This is a genomic window from Mucilaginibacter inviolabilis (assembly GCF_011089895.1).
Taxonomy (GTDB): Bacteria; Bacteroidota; Bacteroidia; order Sphingobacteriales; family Sphingobacteriaceae; genus Mucilaginibacter; species Mucilaginibacter inviolabilis.
In genome coordinates, this window is sequence record NZ_JAANAT010000001.1 from 1,233,141 (window position 1) to 1,255,230 (window position 22,090).

General features: G+C 42.8%; 19 protein-coding genes. 4 read left to right on the forward strand and 15 right to left on the reverse strand.

Annotated features, from left to right (window positions below; genetic code table 11):
• Nucleotides 1-150 precede the first annotated feature (150 nt).
• The 13 genes from eutC to G7092_RS04915 all read right to left on the reverse strand — a co-directional run bounded on the left by eutC (nucleotide 151) and on the right by G7092_RS04915 (nucleotide 16,381).
• Nucleotides 151-909: an ethanolamine ammonia-lyase subunit EutC gene (gene eutC, locus G7092_RS04855; RefSeq protein ID WP_166086762.1), complete on the reverse strand. Its 759-nt coding sequence runs from the start codon at nucleotides 907-909 to the stop codon at nucleotides 151-153.
• A gap of 1 nt (nucleotide 910) precedes the next feature.
• Nucleotides 911-2,290 carry an ethanolamine ammonia-lyase subunit EutB gene (locus G7092_RS04860; RefSeq protein ID WP_166086764.1) on the reverse strand — a complete coding sequence of 460 codons (1,380 nt, stop codon included), beginning with the start codon at nucleotides 2,288-2,290 and terminating at the stop codon, nucleotides 911-913.
• A 54-nt stretch (nucleotides 2,291-2,344) separates the two neighbouring features.
• Nucleotides 2,345-3,685 carry an ethanolamine permease gene (gene eat, locus G7092_RS04865; RefSeq protein ID WP_166086766.1) on the reverse strand — a complete coding sequence of 447 codons (1,341 nt, stop codon included), beginning with the start codon at nucleotides 3,683-3,685 and terminating at the stop codon, nucleotides 2,345-2,347.
• Between the two features lie 135 nt (nucleotides 3,686-3,820).
• Nucleotides 3,821-4,753 carry a sugar phosphate isomerase/epimerase family protein gene (locus G7092_RS04870; protein ID WP_166086768.1) on the reverse strand — a complete coding sequence of 311 codons (933 nt, stop codon included), beginning with the start codon at nucleotides 4,751-4,753 and terminating at the stop codon, nucleotides 3,821-3,823.
• 474 nt (nucleotides 4,754-5,227) lie between these two features.
• Complete coding sequence (locus G7092_RS04875; protein ID WP_166086770.1) at nucleotides 5,228-7,825, reverse strand: MGH1-like glycoside hydrolase domain-containing protein; 2,598 nt, start codon at nucleotides 7,823-7,825, stop codon at nucleotides 5,228-5,230.
• 242 nt (nucleotides 7,826-8,067) lie between these two features.
• Nucleotides 8,068-9,141, reverse strand: coding sequence for a dipeptidase (locus G7092_RS04880; RefSeq protein WP_166086772.1), 1,074 nt, complete (start codon nucleotides 9,139-9,141; stop codon nucleotides 8,068-8,070).
• Between the two features lies 1 nt (nucleotide 9,142).
• Nucleotides 9,143-10,252: a D-TA family PLP-dependent enzyme gene (locus G7092_RS04885; protein ID WP_166086774.1), complete on the reverse strand. Its 1,110-nt coding sequence runs from the start codon at nucleotides 10,250-10,252 to the stop codon at nucleotides 9,143-9,145.
• Between the two features lie 139 nt (nucleotides 10,253-10,391).
• Nucleotides 10,392-10,859: a RidA family protein gene (locus G7092_RS04890; protein WP_166086776.1), complete on the reverse strand. Its 468-nt coding sequence runs from the start codon at nucleotides 10,857-10,859 to the stop codon at nucleotides 10,392-10,394.
• Nucleotides 10,860-10,958: 99 nt separating this feature from the next.
• Nucleotides 10,959-12,062 (reverse strand): hypothetical protein, encoded by a 1,104-nt coding sequence (locus G7092_RS04895; protein WP_166086779.1) that lies wholly within the window; start codon nucleotides 12,060-12,062, stop codon nucleotides 10,959-10,961.
• A gap of 97 nt (nucleotides 12,063-12,159) precedes the next feature.
• Nucleotides 12,160-12,975 (reverse strand): hypothetical protein, encoded by an 816-nt coding sequence (locus tag G7092_RS04900; RefSeq protein WP_166086781.1) that lies wholly within the window; start codon nucleotides 12,973-12,975, stop codon nucleotides 12,160-12,162.
• A gap of 86 nt (nucleotides 12,976-13,061) precedes the next feature.
• Entirely contained in the window at nucleotides 13,062-14,615 is a 1,554-nt protein-coding gene (locus G7092_RS04905) for a vanadium-dependent haloperoxidase (RefSeq protein WP_166086783.1), read from the reverse strand.
• A gap of 27 nt (nucleotides 14,616-14,642) precedes the next feature.
• Entirely contained in the window at nucleotides 14,643-15,578 is a 936-nt protein-coding gene (locus G7092_RS04910; protein WP_202985218.1) for a hypothetical protein, read from the reverse strand.
• A gap of 251 nt (nucleotides 15,579-15,829) precedes the next feature.
• Nucleotides 15,830-16,381 carry a hypothetical protein gene (locus G7092_RS04915; RefSeq protein WP_166086785.1) on the reverse strand — a complete coding sequence of 184 codons (552 nt, stop codon included), beginning with the start codon at nucleotides 16,379-16,381 and terminating at the stop codon, nucleotides 15,830-15,832.
• Nucleotides 16,382-16,526: 145 nt separating this feature from the next.
• On the opposite strand from G7092_RS04915, the gene G7092_RS04920 reads away from it, so the two are divergent.
• The 4 genes from G7092_RS04920 to G7092_RS04935 all read left to right on the forward strand — a co-directional run bounded on the left by G7092_RS04920 (nucleotide 16,527) and on the right by G7092_RS04935 (nucleotide 19,804).
• Complete coding sequence (locus G7092_RS04920) at nucleotides 16,527-17,090, forward strand: YeeE/YedE family protein (protein ID WP_166086787.1); 564 nt, start codon at nucleotides 16,527-16,529, stop codon at nucleotides 17,088-17,090.
• A 3-nt stretch (nucleotides 17,091-17,093) separates the two neighbouring features.
• Complete coding sequence (locus G7092_RS04925) at nucleotides 17,094-17,504, forward strand: DUF6691 family protein (RefSeq protein WP_166086789.1); 411 nt, start codon at nucleotides 17,094-17,096, stop codon at nucleotides 17,502-17,504.
• Between the two features lie 20 nt (nucleotides 17,505-17,524).
• Nucleotides 17,525-18,109, forward strand: coding sequence for a TlpA family protein disulfide reductase (locus tag G7092_RS04930; RefSeq protein WP_166086791.1), 585 nt, complete (start codon nucleotides 17,525-17,527; stop codon nucleotides 18,107-18,109).
• A 144-nt stretch (nucleotides 18,110-18,253) separates the two neighbouring features.
• The gene (locus G7092_RS04935; protein ID WP_166086793.1) at nucleotides 18,254-19,804 is read left to right on the forward strand and encodes an alpha-N-arabinofuranosidase; all 1,551 of its coding nucleotides are present in this window, start codon (nucleotides 18,254-18,256) and stop codon (nucleotides 19,802-19,804) included.
• A 112-nt stretch (nucleotides 19,805-19,916) separates the two neighbouring features.
• Here G7092_RS04935 and G7092_RS04940 read toward each other — a convergent pair whose 3' ends face one another.
• Nucleotides 19,917-21,359 carry a phytoene desaturase family protein gene (locus tag G7092_RS04940; RefSeq protein WP_166086795.1) on the reverse strand — a complete coding sequence of 481 codons (1,443 nt, stop codon included), beginning with the start codon at nucleotides 21,357-21,359 and terminating at the stop codon, nucleotides 19,917-19,919.
• A 93-nt stretch (nucleotides 21,360-21,452) separates the two neighbouring features.
• On the reverse strand, nucleotides 21,453-22,070 hold the full coding sequence (locus G7092_RS04945; protein WP_166086797.1) for a beta-class carbonic anhydrase: 618 nt from the start codon (nucleotides 22,068-22,070) through the stop codon (nucleotides 21,453-21,455).
• Nucleotides 22,071-22,090 lie beyond the last annotated feature (20 nt).

Consider the following 22,090-nt stretch of genomic DNA (forward strand, 5'->3'; position numbering starts at 1 on the left):
GTATAAAGTGGGTTTACACATAAATCAATTATATAGTAAAAAATTACATATATATAATTGATAATCAACTATTTACATACATGTAAACTATAAAAAGTGTAAACCCATGTAAACCCACTTTTCGTCTCCTCGGGCTTTCTTTTAGCTTCCTCAGCTTTCCAGTAATCCGGCGTTATCCTTAAGCATCACGCCTGATAATTTCCGTTTAAAGGCCTCGCTGATAAGATAGAATATTTTCTTAGTTGCTTCAGTGTACGATAAACCTCCAGGCCTGATGTTGGATACGCAATTACGGGCTTCATCAGTAAGGCCTGGTTTAGGGCCATAAGTGAGATAAACGCCCAGACTATCCGCCGAGCTTAGTCCAGGCCGCTCTCCTATCAATACCAGGGATAGTTTTGCATTTAACCCATGTCCAATGTCGTCACCAATAGCAACGCGCCCTTGTTCAACCAGGCTAATGGGAGCTAATTTAAAGCTTGATGCAGTCAATTGCGGGATTAGTACCTGTAATAATTCCAGTGAATTTTTATTGACAGCAGTTGCCGATAGACCATCGACTATAATAATAGCTATATCTGTTGGGGCATAATACCCTTGTTGAAGCAGATTAATAGATTCCTCGTTTAATCTGCGGCCCATATCTGGTCGTTGCAGGTATTGTTCGCGATAACCAACTCTACTTTGAAGTTGTAAAATCGGCAAACTAAACAATTGAAGTAGCTTTGTTAAGCTATTGATATCCAATTCAGAATATACAGCATCACGAGCATGCGCATGGGCCAGTTTAAACTCCAGCGATTGTTTTAATGGGATACTGGTACCTACCCTCCCCAAACCTATCCGGGCGGGTGTAAACTCCTGTAGCGCCTTTAATGGCTGTATTTCCTGGGGGATATTCCTTTTCATGCTATTTGATCATGACATCTAATAAGCCATGTGATTGACTTACAGGTAACATATTTCCACTGTTATCAATTATTCCTTGTTTAATGAGCCATTTTTCAAACTCAGGTGCGGGTTTTGTCCCTAGTACCTTTCGTAAATAAAGTGCATCATGAAATGAGGTAGATTGGTAATTAAGCATAATATCATCGGCACCGGGGATTCCCATAATGAAATTACAGCCAGCCACGCCTAACAAAGTGAGCAGGTTATCCATATCGTCCTGATCTGCCTGGGTATGATTGGTATAACAAACGTCTACACCCATAGGTAAACCGAGCAGCTTTCCGCAAAAATGATCTTCTAAAGCAGCCCGGATAATTTGCTTGCCATCGTATAAATATTCGGGTCCGATAAAGCCGACTACTGTATTGACCAGTAATGGTTTAAATTTACGAGCAACCGCATATGCCCGCACCTCGCAAGTTTGTTGATCCACGCCAAAATTGGCATTGGCCGATAGTGCACTACCCTGCCCCGTTTCAAAATACATCACATTATGGCCGATGGTTCCACGGTTTAATGATAGTGTGGCTTGATACGCTTCTTCAATTAAGTTCAGATTAACCCCAAAGCTCGTATTAGCCTGCTCCGTTCCAGCTATGGATTGAAAGCAGAGATCAACAGGCGCGCCCTGGTTAATCAACTGCAAAGTGGTAGTAATATGGCTCAGTACACAGGTTTGCGTTGGTATATCAAACTGATAACGAATATTATCCATCAGATTGAGCAGGTTATTTACCGCTGCAGGGCTGTCTGTAGCCGGATTGATACCTATACAAGCGTCTCCGCTACAATTTAACAAACCATCAATAATACTCGCCGCTACACCCTTTGGATCATCAGTAGGATGATTTGGCTGTAAGCGGGTACTAAAATGCCCTTTTAAACCAATAGTATTGCGAAAACGGGTAACCACCTCGCATTTTTTACCTATGGCGATCAAATCCTGATTACCCATTAATTTAGATACCGCTGCAGCCATTTCGGGTGTAATACCGGCAGCAATACTGGTCAACGTTGCTGTATTAGTTTCATCACTCAGCAACCAATCACGCAGTTCACCAACGGTTAAGTGGCTTATTTGGCTAAAACTTGTATTGTTATGGGTGTCAATTATCAATCTGGTTATTTCATCCTGCTCATAAGGTATTATGGCTTCGTTCAGGAAAGTTTTCAAAGGAACATCGGCCAGGGTTATCTGGGCTGCTACACGCTCCTCATAACTTCCGGCAACAACGCCGGCTAATTCATCGCCAGATCGGTATGGCGATGCCTTGCCCAGTAAAGTTTTCAGATCTGGAAACTTATACACTTTATTGCGTATGGTGTGCTTGTAGGGCATCTACTTTCTAATTGGCATTAAGTCAATGGTTTCGTCGTTTAATGACTAAATACCTTAATGATTATATTCCGGCGTCGTCATCATTTCATCGGTTAAGGCTATTTTATGTTTTCCCATCCATACAAAAACCACAATTACCACAGCCAAACCAGCAAAGAATATACCGCTTACTTGTAAATTAAACCAGATAATGGCAAAAAGGCATACTGCTGATATGATAAGGGCAGTAGCCGGGAATACTGGGTAAAAGGGCGATGCAAAGGGTCTTTCTAATCTTGGTTCCTTTTTACGAAGGATAAACAGGCTCAGCATGCTCATCAAATACATCACAATAGCTCCAAGTACCGATAGTACTATAATTTGCGCTGTAGTGCCACTATAAATAGCTATAAAGCTCACTACCCCGCCAGCAATAAGCGCCCAATGTGGCGTTTTAAACCTATGATTGATGCCTGCCAGCCCTCGTGGCAGGTAGCCGCTGCGCGCCATGGCAAACACTTGTCGTGATGAAGCTAATATGGTGCCATGCAATGAAGCAATAAGCCCAAACAAGCCTATGCTGGCAAATATTTTTGTAAGACCACTTGCTTTACCCAAAACAATTCCGATAGCTTCTGGCAAGGGATAATCCAGGTTGCTGAGTTTGCGCCAGTCGGTTATTCCACCGGTTAATATCATCACTCCTAAGGCTAAAGCTACTAAAGTAGCCAACGCAGATATATAACCTCTTGGGATATTCTTTTTAGGCTCCTTAACTTCTTCGGCAACCATAGCCACACCTTCAATGGCCAGGTAAAACCAAACAGCGAAGGGTAATGCCGCGAATACTCCGGCCCAACCAAAAGGCATTGGGTTGCTTAGATAATTATCCATTTTAAAATGGGGCGATACAATGCCCATATAGAGCAACAGTTCGGCTACGGCCAATATGGTAATGAATACCGAAAATGTGGCCGATTCCTTTACCCCGGATATATTCAATACAATAAAGGCCAAATTGAATAGCATAGCCGACTGCATAATGGGTATAGCCGGATATAAAAAGTGAAGATAACTTCCCAGTGAGATGGCTATGGCCGGCGATGCCAGTAAAAAATCAATCAATGTAGCATAACCTGCTACAAGACCGCCGATAGGCCCCATTGCCCTGTAAGCATATGCAAATGCCCCGCCTGCATGTGGAATAGAGGTAGTAAGCTCTGTATAACTAAAAATAAATGTAATATACATTACCGTGATCACCAGGGTAGCAATCAGAAAGCCAATGGTTCCGGATACGGCCCAACCCAGATTCCAGCCAAAATACTCGCCGGATATAACCAGACCAACAGCTATTGCCCACAGATGAACAGGTTTTAATACGCGTTTTAACTGTTCTGCCTGGGGTGCTGCCATATTTTTGTTTTAATGCGGCTTTAAGATACTTAAAGCCGCTGTTAAATCAAAATGATGACATATTATGGAATTGTTAAGGTCAATATTTCATTGAAGTCATTCCTATTTATTCAATAACCTAATGAATTAATAATCTTACACTTTCAATGTATTTTTCAGATAGCTGATGCTGCTGGTGATGCTTGCCAATGGGTCTTTAGGCATGTCATGCTCTACAAAAAAGTGTTTCATGCCTGCAGATGATGCTGCAGCAAAAATGGGCTTAAAGTCGATAGTTCCACTACCTACAGGCAATATGGTTTCGCGTTTTGCATCCAAATCTTTAACGTGCCATAGCGGGAAACGGCCAGGATGTTGTTTAAACATTTCAACTGGGTTTTTACCGCCTTTGATAGCCCAGGCCAAGTCAAGTTCCATTTTTACATTTTTGGCGTCGGTTTCGCTCAACAACAGATCATAAGGGACTTTGCCGTCAACCTGATGAAATTCCATGTCGTGGTTATGATAGGCAAATTGTATACCTACTTTTTTAGCGGCCTCCCCTGTTTTGTTCAATACCTTAATGGTCGATTTGATCTCCTCCAGCGTACCTGTGGGCGAATTGGCGCAAACCAGGTATTTGATTCCCCCTTCAGCAGCATCGTCAACCAGTTGCTGCATATCGTCGCGCAGGTTTTTCATAGGCGGTATCACCAAAGGCTTTCCATCGGCTCCTACAGGCATTTTTGCTCCTGGAGGAAGCTTAAACGGTGCTCCAAGCACATGATGCGATGTCCAGGCCATACCCAGATCGTTCACCATAGCTTTGAACTCTTTTGGACTCATTCCATAAAATCCTCCTTTTTTACTAAAGGCCGATTCCAGCTCTTTATAACCCAAAGCAGCTATTTTGGTGAGGGTGCCTTTTACATCTTCGTCAATCACTCCAAAAAATGTAAATAACTGTAGACCAATTGCGTGTTCTCCTTTTACATTATTGAGCAGTGTAGCTGCTTTTCCGGATAGTGCCATGGTTCCAAGAGCCAGTGCACCAGCGCTTTGGATAAACTTTCGCCTGTTGTAATTCATGCTGATAATTTTTAGTTTTTGTAAGTGGTACAGTAAAACTAAATAATTTTTACATCGAATTAAACTTTATTGTGTCTTTATTACACAATAAATTATTAAACAATCATTTTTTTCTGTTACAGCAAATTATTGCTGTAATAAATAGGTATGTTTTTAATTATGTCCACTTATAAAAAAACTTTTTAAACCTTAAATTTTAACACTTTTTTAGTCAAAAACGGGATAAAAAAGTTCAATAATTACTCTCTTTAACTAAATTTTAATGCAGTTTTAACACTTTTTAACAAATTTTTGAAGTGTTTTGAAAGGTTTAAAAAGTATTAATTATCTGATTAACAAATAAAACATTATTAAACGGTCAATTTTTGGTCTTGCTTTCCCTTAACTAAACAGCCCGGTTCTCTGTTAAAAAGAAAACCGGGCTGTTATAGATATAAATATACGAAAAGTTTGCCAGACTATCAATCTTCACAATTACATATACAGACAGTTTGCTATCAGCCCTGTCCAGCCGGTTTGGTGCGATGCGCCTGCCCCGCGACCATTATCGCCGTCAAAATATTCGTAAAAGAGAATGTAATCTTTAAAATTCGGATCCGTTTGCATTTTGTGATATTGGCCAAATACCGGGCGGTTACCATTATCGTCACGTAAAAACAATTTGGATATGCGCCTGTAAAGTTCATTAGCTACCTCTTTAAGACTCATATAATTCCCCGATCCTGTAGGGCATTCTACTTTAAAGTCATCACCATAATACTCATAAAAACGGTGCAGACTATCAATAATCAGGTAGTTAATAGGTATCCAGATAGGGCCACGCCAATTGCTGTTACCGCCAAATAAACCACTGTCACTTTCGGCTGGGATATATCCAATACCAAAATCAACACCATTTACATCTACATGGAATGGATTATCCAGGTGATATTTGGAAAGCGAGCGGATACCGTAATCGCTCAGGAACTCTTTTTCGTCCAGCATGTATTTCAGGATGGATTTCATCCGGAAACCACGTAACAAACTAATAAGATGTTTGCCATTAGTACTTTTCTCATTCCAGCGCGATACCAGCGAGGCCAGGTCGGGCCGGTTTTCGGCAAACCATTTCATCCGGTCGCGAAATATAGGACTCTCTGTTATATCACTCTCATTGAGCACTTCGGTAGCAAACAGTGGAATAAGCCCAACTATGCTGCGTACTTTCATTTTGATGGAACCATCATCCGGAAAGCTAATCTGGTCGTAAAAGAAGCCATCCTCATCGTCCCAAAGCCCTTCATTATTTTCACCCAGGTTTGACATCGCCCCTACGATATAAATAAAATGCTCAAAAAACTTCGAGGCGATATCTGAATAAGCATCATCTCCAGCTGCCAGTTCTGTAGCTATACGCAACAAGTTAAGAGAGTACATGGCCATCCAGCTGGTGCCATCGGCCTGCTCCAGGTGCTGGCCACTGGGCAGGTGCATGTTGCGGTCAAAAACACCAATATTGTCCAAGCCTAAAAAGCCGCCTTCAAATACGTTGTTGCCCGATGAGTCTTTACGGTTTACCCACCAGGTAAAATTGAGCATCAGCTTATGAAATATCCGTTCCAGGAAGTAGGTATCGCCTTTGCCATTATTGGCTTCCTTATCTGTTTTATAAATACTCCAGGCCACCATAGCGTGTACCGGTGGGTTACCATCACCAAAATCCCATTCATAGGCTGGTAATTGCCCGTTAGGATGCATGTACCAGTCGCGCGTAAGCAGTATGAGTTGATTTTTGGCAAAGGCCATATCAATGCGGGCCAGTGCCAAACAGTGAAATGCGAGATCCCAGGCAGCAAACCATGGATATTCCCATTTATCGGGCATGGATATAATGTCGCGGGTGTTCAGGTGCATCCACTTACTGTTGCGGGCGGTTTTACGCTGCTCTGGCGGTGCTGGTTGTGCCGGATCGCCGCGGAGCCAGTGACGTATGTCGCAATAGTAAAATTGCTTATTCCACATCATCCCTGCAAAGGCCTGCCGTTGTATCAGGCTGCGATCTGTATCGGGTTTACTGGTGTATACATCCTTATAAAATTGATCGGCCTCCGTAATACGGGTATCAAATATATGGTCGAAATCTTCAAAGCTATAATTGGCATCGGGCGATAAACGGAGTCGCAGTGTAACGCTTTGTTTAGCGGCTATGGTAATATCATAGTTAACAGCAGCCTTGGTGCCCGTATTCCGGGGGTTGAGGGTATCAGCGCCATGTACAATATGATCATTAATACCATCCTTATGGTATTTGATGCCATTATCATAATTATAAAGCCGGTTTGTATTGGTTTCGTTATCACAAAATAACAGTTCTGGCGAGCCTTCGGCATGCAGCCATAGCTGATCAAGGTCTTTATGCGATACTTCTATCCTACCTGCTCCATTGGCCGTTAAATAGGGTTTATAATCATTATAGCCCCAGCTCCAAGTGTTGCGAAACCATATAGTTGGCATTACATTTAACGCCGCGTCCTGGTTGCCGCGGTTGTGGATGGTTATTTTGATAAGGATATCATCCTGCGCGCTTTTGGCATATTCGGTAAATACATCAAAATAAGCATCATTGTCAAATATCCCGGTATCGATGATTTCAAATTCCGGATCTTTACGCGTGCGGCGTTTGTTTTCGGCCACCAGCCATTCATATGGAAAAACCTGCTGCGGATATTTATACAGGGCTTTCATATAGGAATGTGTGGGAGTACTATCCAGGTAGTAATAAATCTCCTTTACATCCTCGCCATGATTACCTTCGGGGTTACTGAGGCCAAAGTAGCGTTCCTTGATAATGGGGTCTTTTTTGTTCCACAGAGCTATGGCAAAACAGAGGTTCTGTTGCCTGTCGCAAATGCCTGCTATACCCTCCTCGCCCCATCTATAGGTTTTGCTGCGGGCCATGTCATGTGTTATATAGCTCCAGGCATCGCCATTGGCGCTATAATCTTCCCTAACGGTGCCCCATTGACGGTCACTTACATACGGGCCCCATTTTTTCCAAGTGGTATCTTTTAACCTTGATTGTTCTGCATTCATGATAGATGATAATGCTTTTTTGAAGCAAGTGTTTGCAAATTAGGCTTATTTAAGGAAAGATAATAGGATTGGATGGTTTGTTTTACATGGGGATGAAAAATCGGATTTAGAAATGATATAGGAACAAAGACAAAAGAGCAAGGACATTCTTGTCATGCTGAACGGAGTGAAGCATCTATTATTCAATATGCAAATTGGCAAACAGATCCTTCGCTGCGCTCAGGATGACAACTTTTATTATTTTATTCAGCCCAGGTCTTTCTTAAAAACCTCAGCCAGTTGCCGTGCATCATGTTTTCAATATCCTGATCGGTATAGCCGCGTTTTTTGAGCAGAGCAGGTACTTTTTGCAGATCGGCGATGGTTTCCAGATCATACGGGCATTGTTCGCGGCCGAAAGCGCCGTCGAGATCAGAGCCCATACCGATGTGCAACGCGTTACCCGCTATCTGGCAGATATGATCGATATGATCAACCATCACTTCCAGGTTACAGTTCATGCCTCTTGGAGTAGATTGTCCTCTCACCCAATTGGGTACCATCATCCAGGCATCCAGCGCGGCACCAATCACCGCCCCGCGATCAATCAGGGCTTTAATCATCTCATCGCTGTACTGGCGGTTATGGTTCACGAGAGCGCGGCAATTATTATGGCTGGCCCAAACATGCCCGCTAAAATGATCAAGTGCTTCCCAAAAACTATCATCGCATAAATGGGTGGCATCCAGGATAATGTTAAGGCGCTCCATTTCTTTTAATAATTCATGTCCTTTCGGTCCCATATAGCCTGTAGCATCTGTACCCTGGGCGTAACGACCCGGGCCGTAGTGTGCAGGCCCAACGGCACGTAAACCATAGTTATAGGCACGTTCCAGATGTTGAACGGTAACGATAGAATCTGCACCTTCCAGGCTTAAAATATAGCCTATGGGTTTATGTTCTGTGGATTGTCCATCGCTCCAAAGCTGCAGGTGTTTCTCCAACGATGGCAGATCATTTACCTGTACCATTTCGCCGGCATCTTCCATAGCTTTATACCAGGCAACCTGTCCCTGCGTTTGCGCCCAGGCCTGCTCTGGCGAATGCCAGCCCGGCAGTGGATTATCGGGCGCAACGTAACGGCCTATCTGCGTAGCTACCACCAGGCCGATATTGCCTTTGCGCAGCTCGGGTAAAGTAACTACAGCTTTGGCGCGGTCGGGTTTGTCGGTCAGGCCTTCTTCGCGCTGGTTAACTTCGGATAGCGGACGGGTAAGGTCGCGGTTCCACTCGAGCGCGTTCATGCTCAGGTCTAAATGGGCATCAACTATAAACATATTAGATGGTTATTTTTCTGTCGCGGGCAGCGTTGAGCCACTCACTATTAAGTAATTTATTTTCAATAGTATAAGCACGTTCATATAAAGCTACAGTTGGGCATATATGATGCGGTATACCATATAGCACATCGCCTATCTGATAAGCATGCCCTTCGCCTGCTTCTACTACCAGATGTTCTTCGCTCTGGCTAACAGGTACCAGTTCAGGGGCATTTAAAAAATAGATGCGCTTACTTAGTTCATTCTCCGTAGATACGGATTTATGCCCTACATCCAGGCAAAGTTTGGTAGTTCCTGGCAGGGATATTACCCTGGAAATAACCAGCGCAGCGGGTAAAAAACCTTGTTCGGCCATGCCCAGCTGATAGCCTTTATCCCAGTAAACAAAAGTACCGGGACTGCATTCTACCACTCCTCTTTTGGCATGTATAGGAAAGGTGGGCGATCCACCGGCTATAATTACCGGTTCGGCATAACCACGCTTTTTAATATCCTCCTGTAGTTTTAAAACTGGCTCAAAACTGTTATTACAACGCTCGGCACGGGTGGCCAGATCGGCATCATGGATATGACCATCATAGGCGTGCAAGCCTACTGGATTTAATCCTGGTAATACGGCGCAGTCCATATATAGCTGCAGCGCCTCAAAACCGGCTTTTATACCCGTACGGTTCATACCTACATTAATATCAAGATAAACATCAACCCGCAGTTTGTATTTTTCGGCTACTTCTGATATTTCATTCGCAGCTACGGCGTTATCAACCAGGCAAGAGAATTTAGTACCCGGATACGCGTGTATAAGCTTTATAAAACGGTAAAGCTTTGGGCCCACCGGCTGATAGGCCAACAGCACATCCGGCGCCTTGCATATGGCTAAAAGTTCGGCCTCGGCAATGGTAGCGCATTTGAATTTTCGGATACCTGCTGCCATAAGCAACAGGGTAACCTCTTTATTCTTGTATGTTTTTACATGCGGGCGCAAGCGGGCAACATCATCGATCATGGTTTTAAGCAGATCGATATTAGCCTTTACCCTATCCGGATAAACCACTAAAGCCGGAGTATCCAGCTTTTCTATATCATCAATTGTGTACCAGTTGTTCATTTTTGAGTTTTGGGGCTTTTTCTGAACCTTGATTTCCGTGATTAAAGGATTAACAGGATTTTTTCACCTTTATCTATACTGGCTCCATCCTATCATGATAATCCTTCAATCAGGAGAATCATGGTCAAAACCTCTTAAATTATTCGGCTAACTCAAACAGGGCCTCAATTTCAACCGGGATATTGTCTGGTAACGAACCCATGCCCACAGCGCTGCGTACGCCGATACCGTTCTCTTCGCCCCATATTTTGGCAAAGAGTTCACTGGCGCCGTTAATGATAAAAGGATGTTTCTCAAACTCGGGGGTGCAATTCACCATACCCAATACTTTGATCACTCTTTTTATTTTATTAAAACTGCCAATATTAGCCTTAATAGTAGCCAACATGGTTAAACCAACCTGCTGAGCCGCCAATTTTCCGTCCTCCTGTGAAACGGTATCGCCGATACGGCCGATGATCAGGGAAGCATCATCCTGAACCGGGCCATGACCCGACAGGTATAAATATTTACCATCAACTAAACATGGTTTATAAACGCCAAGTGGCTTTGGTGCGGGCGGCAGGTTTAAACCCAGCGCCGCGAAGTTTTCTTCGGGAGTGTTCATGCTGGTAAAATTATAAAGTTTGCGCCATAATTAACAATAAAAAAGCCGGGGATCTCACTCCCGGCTTCAATTAATCAACTATATGTACTGTATGGTATTCTATTTAAATTTAAAGGTAACGCCAACGTTAACGGCATAATCAGCAAAAGCAGCATCACCCTGGGTATATACACCTGTTTGTTGTGTGGTAAGCTTGTCAGGTACGCTCTGCGTACGATCCCGTTTCAGGGCTACCGGAACAAAAGCATATATAGATAGCGTTTTGAGGCGATAAGTAATACCCGGCTCGGCCGAGATAATATAGCCAGGCCTTCTGAAGCCATTACTGCCGCCGATCAGGTCTTTTACTGGTAAACACTCATAACGTACGCCTGCCGAAAAGTCGAACTTGCCAACACCATAGCTGGCACCTCCCCTGATCATGATCTGATCGGGAACGCTCATTACATCACTTCCATTAGCCACTGCTTTGGCACTTGGTGCACTGCCGCGTGCTGTCGATATCCCATTTTGCTCACGTGGACTAATGAGGTAATAAAAACCACCGTACAGGCCAAATTGATGAGTGAAGTTGTAATAAGCGTTGATCTCGGTAGTGATGCCTGTGCCGCCGTCACCCAGTTGTATCGATTGATCAACAGGGCCCAGCGTACGGGTATCATTAGCACCGGTATGGTAAAAATAATCCTGATAATTATAATTACCGGTAGGCAGTTTAAGACCCAAACCAACCTGAATATTTCCTTTCCGTGCCTTAGCCGGGTTAAGCAGCCAGGCATAAGCGGTTAAGCGGATGTCGCCCAGGCCAAATGAATGGGTACTCAAGCGTTCTTTACCACCGTGCTCATATAACGATGACCGGCTATTATCCAAAATAGGCACATCAACTGCAAACGACCAGCGATTGTTAAAAATTCGGGTAAGTGTAAGATCTTGGGTATAGGAATGATTGATCACATTAGTGCCCTGGGCAATACGTTGTTTTTGCTCCTGAGTACCAATAAAATGCTTATATGACCGAAAATAACGGTTATTACTGTTCAGTAACCAGCTGCTGTTGGTATTATTACTGTCTGGGTGCTCATCCATAGTGCACAAACCACCCGTACTGCGAATGGCTACACAACCCTGTGCATTTGCACGGGTGGAGTTAAAAAAGATGTAAAAAGAAATAGAAAAAAGTAAGCGTAGAGTTAATTTCATATTTATTGGGTTAAAATTGGTCTATGGTAATTTGTTTAATAAAGCCAGGTTTCTCAGGCCTGGCTTTCACCTGCTCTCATACAGGATTTTTTATTAATCAACTAAATCTCAAATCTTTGGTGTTTTTCCAGGGAAACACGATAAAACCCGATGGTGCTTTTTTTAGCGCGAACCATAAAGCCAGCAGTACGCCATAGCTGCCGCCCCGCTCTACCCATTCAAATATTTCGTAATGAGGATAAAACAGCTCGCTGGTTATTTTCCAGATGATAAATACAAGTAATAAATTTTTAAACGGACGGATGAGTATGGACAAAGAGGCTAATATTTCAAAAGCGCCGGCGATTAGCGCTGTTTTAGCCGGGTCATGAAAACCCAGGGATTCATATTGTTTCAGCAATCCAGCCTTTTGTATGAGGTTAAGCCAGCCATGACCTAATAACAATAAAAATGCCACCGCCCTTAAGCTATTGATCACCGTTTTTAATGCCAGTGGTTCAATTACTACCTGATCATTCATGCGAGCGAACCATTGCTTTAAAGGGATTCTGATTCCTCCTTGTACTATCAACAACACCAAAGGAGCGCCAAAGTTACCGGCACGTTCAATAAACTCAGCAAAAGGCTCACCGGATAATGGACGGAAGGAAGCCGTAATAATGCCCCAGATCACCAACCAGCCGGCAACAGCACGTGTTGGGTAAATCAGCATGGATATACCCATCAAAATATCAATAGAACCTACAACCGGCATCAGTCGATAGGCCTCATCATGCCCTATACCCATTATCGCGAAATAGTTACACCATATTTGTTTGGTAATGATACCAAATGCGCCATGCCCAATAAAACACATGGCACACGCCAGCCTTAGTGTAAAATATATTTTTTGATCAGTTGTTAAACGTAACATTCTTTTTTATTTTGTTTTGGAACAAAGATTTTTGGATGAATGACATCCTATTAAAATCCTTGCTCCTTGCTCCAAAAATCCTTATTCTACTTATCTGCCCCATCTGCTTTTCCCCTCAGCACCGCGTACTGCCCTACTTTGGCCCCGGTTTGCAAACCTACCTCACAATCACTACGGTAATGTATGGCACCATATAGCCGTGACATGGCCGCGTCATGCGCCAGATCGGTGAACTTGGTACCTCTATCGGGCAGTAAATAGGTTAATACCGCAGCAGCTGCCGCGCTAAAATTGGAGTGCCCCGATGTATATGCCGGAAAATTTGGTACTCCTGTCAGCGTTTTAATATTAGGATTAGCCTGTGACGGCCTTTGGTTAAAATAAAAATATTTGGTATCCCAGCAAACAATGGCGGCATCCATTTCGGCCATATTCAGTAATGCTAAATTTCGGGCCCAACGAACTTCGCTGTAATTTTGCTTTACAAATTCATCAGCAGCAATAGCATTCCAATGACCAGGAGGTGTGTATGTACCTATACCATCGGCCCAGAAAGCTACCTGCGTTTCATGATCACGGGAATGATCTTTACTAAATGCCAATACCTCCTCAGTTTCCTTTTTAAATTCAGGTGAGTTGGTTAAGTACGGCGGCGCTGGTCTTAAAGCAACCACTGTAAGTGTGTCAAACAAAAAGGGTAAAACTTTTGAAAACAAAGGCAGCATCGGTGGTCTTTTGGGTGTTTCCAGGCTCACCCAAAATTGTTCTCCTTTGGCAGTGGCGGCTGTTTCAAAACCTTTCCAGATAGCGGGTGTTCCAATAGCCTTGCCTGCACGATCATTACGGGCACGGTTAGCAAATATGGCCGCCACCTGTTTGCCTAAGGCTTCACCGGCATTAAGCTCACCGCGGGTATTTGCGCCAGCCATAATGCGGTATAGCTTTTCTTCATCTGATTTTTGCTGTATATAAGCAATCTCCGTAGGGAATAACAATTTCATAATTTCCACCGTGGTTCCAGCTATAACTGCATCTTCACTCGGGTACGATGGTAAATCTGAAGTGGGTACCAATGGTTTTACACCTGTATCATTTTTATATGGTGCTGTGCGCTTGTACAGGTTTTTAAAATGCCAGGCAGCAATTAACGCATCATATTGGCTCGCGCTTACATAAGCGTAAGCTCTTGCTGCATATGGTGGGTTGGAGAACGGAAATTCCGGATAATTGAACGGATTAGCCGAGTTGGGGGCAGGATAAGTGCCATCTGGATTTTGGTATGGAGCTACATTGTGCTTAGCTACCAGATCGCGCAATATCTCGTTCCATCTCAAAACCGAACCTGCGCTCCAGTATTTAATGCTTGCTTTCTGATCATCAGTCAGGCTGCGTTGAAGAGCCTTGATTTCGTTGATATCAGCCACATAAGCCGGCGAGGTTACCGCGTCGGGAGCAGCTACGGTTAGTGTGCTAAAATCGGTTACCAGTACCGGTTTCCAGGTATCCGCATTCAGGTCGATATTGGCAGGTGCCAGCGCCGGGTACAATGTTGTACGATCGGTAATATCTTTTTTGCAGGAGCTTAAAAAAGCGGCACCCGAAAATAATATTGGGGCTATATAGCGTAATGTTTTTTTCATATTGATCATCGTTAAGTATTAACCTGCCTATTTCTCTTTCTTAGTACTAAAAACGTAATAAACCCCTCCGTAAAAGGTCCGGGTTTGTCCCACATTGCGGCCACTCAGCACATAATTACCACCAGCGGTAAACTCCAGGCCGCTAATAGATTGCAGACTATATTTCAATATAACACCGGCCAATGTTGAATTCATTTTATTGCTGGGAAAAGGCATATCGTTTTTACGGATATCAAATCCGCCCAGCGTGGTCACTTTGGTTAATACAGCTTCGGCATTGAATTTTAAACTCCTGTAGCCAGAGCTTACCAGGAAGTTGGTCATATTAGGCATTTCAACCTCGTTGGTATAATGCAGCTCGGTAGTATAATAGGAATTTCTGTCGATAGTGATATTGCTCCGACGGATATACTGACCGGCCCCGGCAACAAAAAACCGGCCCGTTTGGTAGTTTAACAAGGCTCGTAAGGCCACATTTTTGCTATGAAGACCAATTGATAAGGGTAAATAATCAGCTTCGTAGTTGCTTAGTGGTATCGATCCGGATAAGATAGCATGTAAGCTGAACAACCCTCTTCCAATTTCTTCTTTTAATGCCATCCATTTGATAGATGCGCTCAAGTCCTGGAAATTGTGTTCGCCTCTTAATGTACCGGCGGTAGCATTGGTAGTTACATAAGGTACCATGAATAATAAATTAATACGGTTGGACAAGCCATAATTACCACCTAAACTGTACACATTGGAGCTTACCGTCCCCAGGTTCAGGTTATCGCGTTTAAAAGTACCTTCCCAATAATGATCCCAGCTGCTGTGGGTATAGATACCGGCGGCACAAAAATAATTCTTGGGGATCATCAATGCATCAGCATCTGTTTGCGCCCTGGCAAAAGGCAATAAAACAAGGCAAAAAGCTATAACTAAACAGCATCTGCAGAAAAGTTTTGATAAATTTTCTATCATATATAATTAATTAGGGTGAGGCTAATAAATCAATCTGTAACCGGGCTATAACCCGTTGAACGGGTATTGATAACCGGTTTTTATAACCAATTAGCAATACAAAAGACAATCAATCCGTAAATTGTGCTTACAAATAGCTCGTGTATATTCTAAATACAACCTAAACAGTAGTTCAAACTGTAATCAAATACAGCGGCAGCTTTAAAATAAAGCATGCAAAGCCATTCAATAACATCATTTAAGGTTGCTGGTTAGCAAGAAAAATTAGGAGGTTTACCGGGAGATTCAATGAAGGGAGAACTCAAGTGGTAAGATATAGGATTCATGGTAGCTTTAAGCGTGGTTGAAAATGCCAAAAAGCGATAATGCATCACTTCGCAACTATATTCACTACCGAAGGTTACTTTTTTAAGCGGTGCTTCGTGTCCTTTCTTGCTCAGGGGCACATCGCAAAATTCTTTAGCGATAATTAAATTGGCGGTAACCAACCTGGTTTTTACACTGTTGGCAATGCAAATAAACGACATGGTGTCGCGGGTAACCTTATATCGTAAATAATTATAATAAACTCCTTTGAGTTGCAACTGCCCATGGTCAACTACATAATCATTCCAGTCGTGAATGCCCGGTAAATGAACAGGAAGCTTTATTTCGACAAGTTGAGTTGCATCTACTTTATTTTCGTAGATCTGTTTAACTATCTGAACTTCTGAACGGTGAATTAAGTATTTAAAAACCAAATTATACCCGCCCAAATTGAACAGATGCACATTTAGTAAGAGTATGGCAATAAACCTTTTCACCAGAAAGAGACAATTAATAGGGTATAATCTATTGTAAAGATATTGATACGCTTGATAAAAACAAATAAAAAATCAATAATTACTTAACAAGTAGTGTATTGCTCACACAATAAATATCTTTACCATAATATAGCTATTACGTATCATGTTGGATATTTTAAAACACCCCTGGCCCTGGTATGTTGCCGGTCCTTTAATTGGTCTTGTCGTACCAGCCCTTTTATTAGCAGGCAATAAAGCATTCGGTATATCATCATCATTAAGGCATATCTGCGCAGCTTGCTTACCGGCAAATATTTCTTTTTTTAAGTACGATTGGAAAAAGGAAAGCTGGAACCTGTTTTTTGTTGCCGGTATCGTATTAGGTGGTTTTATAGCCACGCAATATTTATCGGGCAATCATCCAGTTCAGATCAATCCGCACACCACTACCCTGCTCAAACAACAAGGCATTGCAGACTTTAGCGGGCTGTTGCCACATGATGTATTTAGCTTTAGTCAACTGTTAACCCTGAGAGGATTTATTTTTATAGTTATCGGAGGTTTTATGGTGGGTTTTGGCACGCGGTACGCAGGCGGCTGTACATCTGGACATGCTATTATGGGTATATCCACATTACAATGGCCTTCTGTAGTGGCTACCTGCTGTTTCATGGCTGGTGGTTTTGTTATGACCTGGTTCATTTTACCTTATCTCATCAGTCTGTAAACTATGCGCAATATTAAATACCTCATCATAGGGATGCTTTTTGGCATTGTGCTGATCAAATCGGAAGTAGTATCCTGGTTCAGGATACAGGAAATGTTCCGGTTACAATCATTTCATATGTATGGCATTATCGGCAGCGCTATTGTAGTAGGTCTTATCTCTGTTTTGCTCATCAGGCGCTTCCAGGTAAAAACCATATCCGGAGAAGCTATTATTATCCCGGTTAAAAAATTTCATTGGGGTAACGTTTATGGCGGATTGATATTTGGCTTAGGCTGGGCCATAACCGGAGCATGTCCGGGCCCACTGTTTGCTCAGATAGGCAGTGGTTTTGCCGTGATTATTGTCACCCTGTTTAGCGCTATAGTTGGTACCTGGGTTTATGGACTCCTTAGGGACAAGCTCCCGCATTAGTTTGCTATAAACCTGATATAATGGAAAAGAAAAAATTAAGCGTTGGCAATATTATCTACCTGCTATCGATAGCTATTTTGGTTATTATGCTCATTAATCCAACGGCCAAAAGTTTATGGATAAGAGGTTTAATAAACATTGGCTTTTTTAAACCAGAGATCCCGGCCCAGGTATTACCCAAAGTTTTGACCAACCCGTCCAATATAGCTTTCAGAGATAGTACAGGTAAGGTTTTAAATATAACTGATTTAAAGGGTAAGGTAATATTTGTGAATTTTTGGGCCACCTGGTGCCCACCCTGCATTGCAGAAATGCCGAACGTTAACGAGCTGTATCAACAGTATAAAAATACTCCCAATGCGATTTTCATACTGGCTGATGTAGACAATAACTATACAACAGCCAATGCATTTATGAAAAGTCATCAGTATGATTTACCTGTTTATACATTGGTTGGCAACATGCCCGAAGATATTATGGACGGAACCATCCCTACCACGCTGGTATTTAACAAAAAAGGCGAGCTGGTATTTAGGCATGCCAACACTGCGAATTATAACAGCACCAGATTTGCAGATTACTTTGCCAGGCTGATTAAGCAATAGTCTAAAGCGTTTTATTAATTGTTTAGCTAACACCAAATAAAATCATTTCAATAAACAGGTTTTTATTTAAATTAATTGTTGTTATTTTAACACTTATTAGTTTTTTTTCTTTTCTTTACAATTCCAATATCAAAACCTCATTCAATGAAAAAGAAAACACTTATCCATCTGTTTACTTGCTTGCTATGTTTTGGTTCGACTGCTGCCTTTAGCCAAACCGGAACCATTACCATTAGTGATAATTCAAAAACTACAATCGACAAAAACATCTACGGGCAATTTGCCGAACATCTTGGCCGTGGGATATACGGTGGTTTTTGGGTAGATAAAAGCCTTCCGGTAAAAAAACAGGATCGCATCAGGCTTGATGTTGTTGAGGCTTTAAAGAAAATAAAGATCCCAAATCTGCGCTGGCCCGGTGGCTGCTTTGCAGACGAGTACCATTGGCGCGATGGTATAGGTCCCACAGCACAACGCCCGCGCATGGTAAATACTAATTGGGGCGGTGTAACCGAGGATAACAGCTTTGGCACCCATGAATTCCTGGAGCTTTGCAGTTTATTAAAATGTGAACCTTATGTTGCCGGTAATGTTGGTAGTGGTACGGTTGAGGAAATGTCAAAGTGGATCGAATACCTGAACTCCAACAGCACAAGCTCAGTGGTACAGGAAAGAGCAAAAAATGGGCACCCGGAGCCTTACAAAGTTACTTTTTGGGGTGTGGGTAATGAAAGCTGGGGTTGCGGTGGCAATATGACACCCGAGTATTATGTAAACCAGTTTAAACGCTACGCTTCTTTTGCTAAGGATTATCCTGGTGCAAGACTTAAAAAAATAGCCAGCGGCCCCAATGCCGATGATTATAATTGGACAGAAGTGTGTATGAAAAACATACCGCTGCACATGATCTACGGTCTATCACTTCATTACTATACTATACCAACAGGTAACTGGGGTAAAAAAGGCTCAGCAACTTCATTTAGCGAAAGTGAGTACTTTAACACCATGGTAAATTGCCTTAAGATGGAGGAGCTGGTAACCAAACACTCGGCCATCATGGATAAATACGATCCGGAGAAAAAAGTGGCTTTAATAGTTGATGAATGGGGTGTTTGGACAGATCCTGAGCCTGGCACCAACCCAGGCTTCCTGTATCAGCAAAATAGCCTTCGTGATGCGCTCATTGCAGGTACCACGTTAAATATTTTTAACAATCACAGCGACCGGGTAAAAATGGCCGCGTTGGCACAAACTATTAATGTTTTACAATCGCTCATTTTAACTGATAAAGAAAAAATGGTACTTACTCCTACCTATCATGTATTTGATATGTACAAAGTGCACCAGGATGCTAAATATCTCCCCATCAAATTAGATGTACCAGATTATGAAGTAGATGGTAAAAAAATAGCGGCAGTGAATGCTTCGGCTTCACAGGATGCTGCAGGTAAGGTACATATTTCATTGGTTAACCTGGATATTCATCATCCTATAACCATTACAACGGCTTTGCAGGATATCAAATGGTCGGCAGTAAGGGGACAGATATTAACTTCGGCCAACGTAACCAATATCAATACTTTTGCCGATCCCAACAAAATACACCTGAGTAATTTTACTGGTGCCAAAAAAAACGGCGACAAACTAGTGGTTACGTTACCGGCCAAATCAATTGTGACTTTGGAGTTGAACTAACACCTGCCTACACATTGTCATGCTGAGCGTAGCGAAGGATCTATTAAAAGATAGGCATATCGAAGAGCAGATCCTTCGCTACGCTCAGGATGACAAATTGTGCTATAAAGGGCTACTTTACCTTAATCTTCCAAATATCACTCAACGCTTTTTTAGCTGCATGATAACCACACATACCATGTACGCCGCCACCCGGTGGTGTGGATGAGGAACAAATGTAAAACCCCTTAGCTGAGGTTTTATAAGGCGACCAACGCAATGCAGGTCTGGTAAATAGTTGTCCGATATCGATAACGCCGCCATTGATGTCCCCACCAATATAGTTGGGGTTATACTGTTCCATCTGCGTGGTATTGAAAGTATGTTTGGCCAATATAGTATCCCTGAAATCTGGTGCAAAGCGTTCCACCTGTTTTTCAATAATAGTGGTCATATCTTTTTCAGAATCGTTGGGTACGTGGCAATAAGCCCAGGCGGTATGTTTACCTTTTGGCGCCCGTGAAGCATCAAACTGACTTTGCTGAGCCAGTAATACAAATGGTTTTTCTGGATGTTCACCTTTCCATATGCGATGCTCGCCGTCGGCTATTTCTTCAAATGTGTTACCAATATGCACGGTGCCTGCTTGTTTAACTTGCTCTGCTTTAAAAGGTATTGACGTACTCAGGGCCCAGTCTATTTTAAATACACCCATTCCATAGCGGTAGCGTTCCAATTGCCATTTATACAAAGATGAAAATCGGTGCCCGGCTATTTTGAGGAGTTGTTTAGGCGTGATGTCAAACAATACGGCGTGTGCAGATGGCAGTTGACCTAACGATTCAATATAACGGTCAGTTTCTATTTTTCCTCCTATCGAAATAAAATACGAAGCCAATGCGTTGGCTATTTGTTTTGATCCGCCTTTTGGTACAGGCCAGCCTTTTAAATGCCCTTGCGCCATTAGTACCAAGCCAATGGCTGATGTAGCGAAATTGCTTAAGGGCTGTATGGCATGTGCTGCCATCCCGGCAAATAAGCCCTTTGCAGCCTGGGTTTTAAAACGTTTCTCTAAAAAGCTGGCGGAAGTTAAGCCATCCAGACCAAATTTGGCCATGGCCAGCGGGTGTTTGGGAAAATGCAGCGGCCCTAAAGCATCGGGCGCTATGAGCGGCCAGTTTTTTACTACGGGTTTGATGAGTTTAAGATAAGCCTGTTCGTCGGCACCTAACAGGCTTGCGGTTTGTTCAATTGATTTGGTTAAAATAGCGGCCGTGCCATCATCAAATGGATGCGCGGCTGCTATTTCGGGATAAATATATTCCAACCCGTGCTGGTCAAGTGGTAATGTTTCAAAAAACGGTGAAGCTGCAGCCAGAGGATGGATGGCGGAACAGATATCATGCAGATAACTGGGTAAAGTGAGCTCTGCCGAACGAAGACCTCCTCCTATTTCTTTTTTACCTTCAATCAATAATACCGACAAGCCATTTTGCTGTAATAATATGGCAGCAGCCAAACCATTAGGTCCAGAGCCAACTATCACGGCATCATAATCACGTTTTTCAAGCTTCATGTATACGGTAAGGTGTTTAATAACTCACTAAGATATTTAAATAAAGGCTTTATTATCTTAATGAATTTTAAAAACACAACCCTATTTTCCGCATCAATTTAAAACCTCACCGGCATGGGTAGCTTCAGGCACTTCGATAAGTTTACCGGAGCGTACATCATAAATGTAGCCATAAATAGGAATATTTTTAGCTACCAACGGATGCTGCCTGATGCGTTGAACATCTTCAGTAACGCTTGCTTCCAGGTTTTTAAAAGTAAGGAAAGCAATATGTCGGGCTTCATTTGATCCGCCGCTTTCTTCGGTATTACGCCAGCCGTGCTCATCAACAGTAGCAGTCTTCAAACTTTTGGATAGTAAGTCACGAATAATATCATCGGTAAACAAAGCCATACCACAATCGGTATGATGGATCACAAACCATTCCTTGGTACCCAGTAGTTTGTGCGATATCACCAGCGAACGGATGGCATCATCGCTTGCCCTGCCTCCAGCGTTACGGATCACGTGTGCGTCGCCCTCGGCAAGACCTGCATATTGAGCTGGGTCAAGCCGGGCATCCATACAGGTTAAAATGGCAAATTGGCGGGCGGGTGGTATAGCCAGTTCCCCTTTGTTGCCAAAGTGCTTCACATATTCCTGATTGGCCGAAAGCACCTGCTGGTGAACTTTCGACCTCACTTTTTCTAATGGATCAATAACGTTTGACATGGTATTTCTTTTTTTAAGAT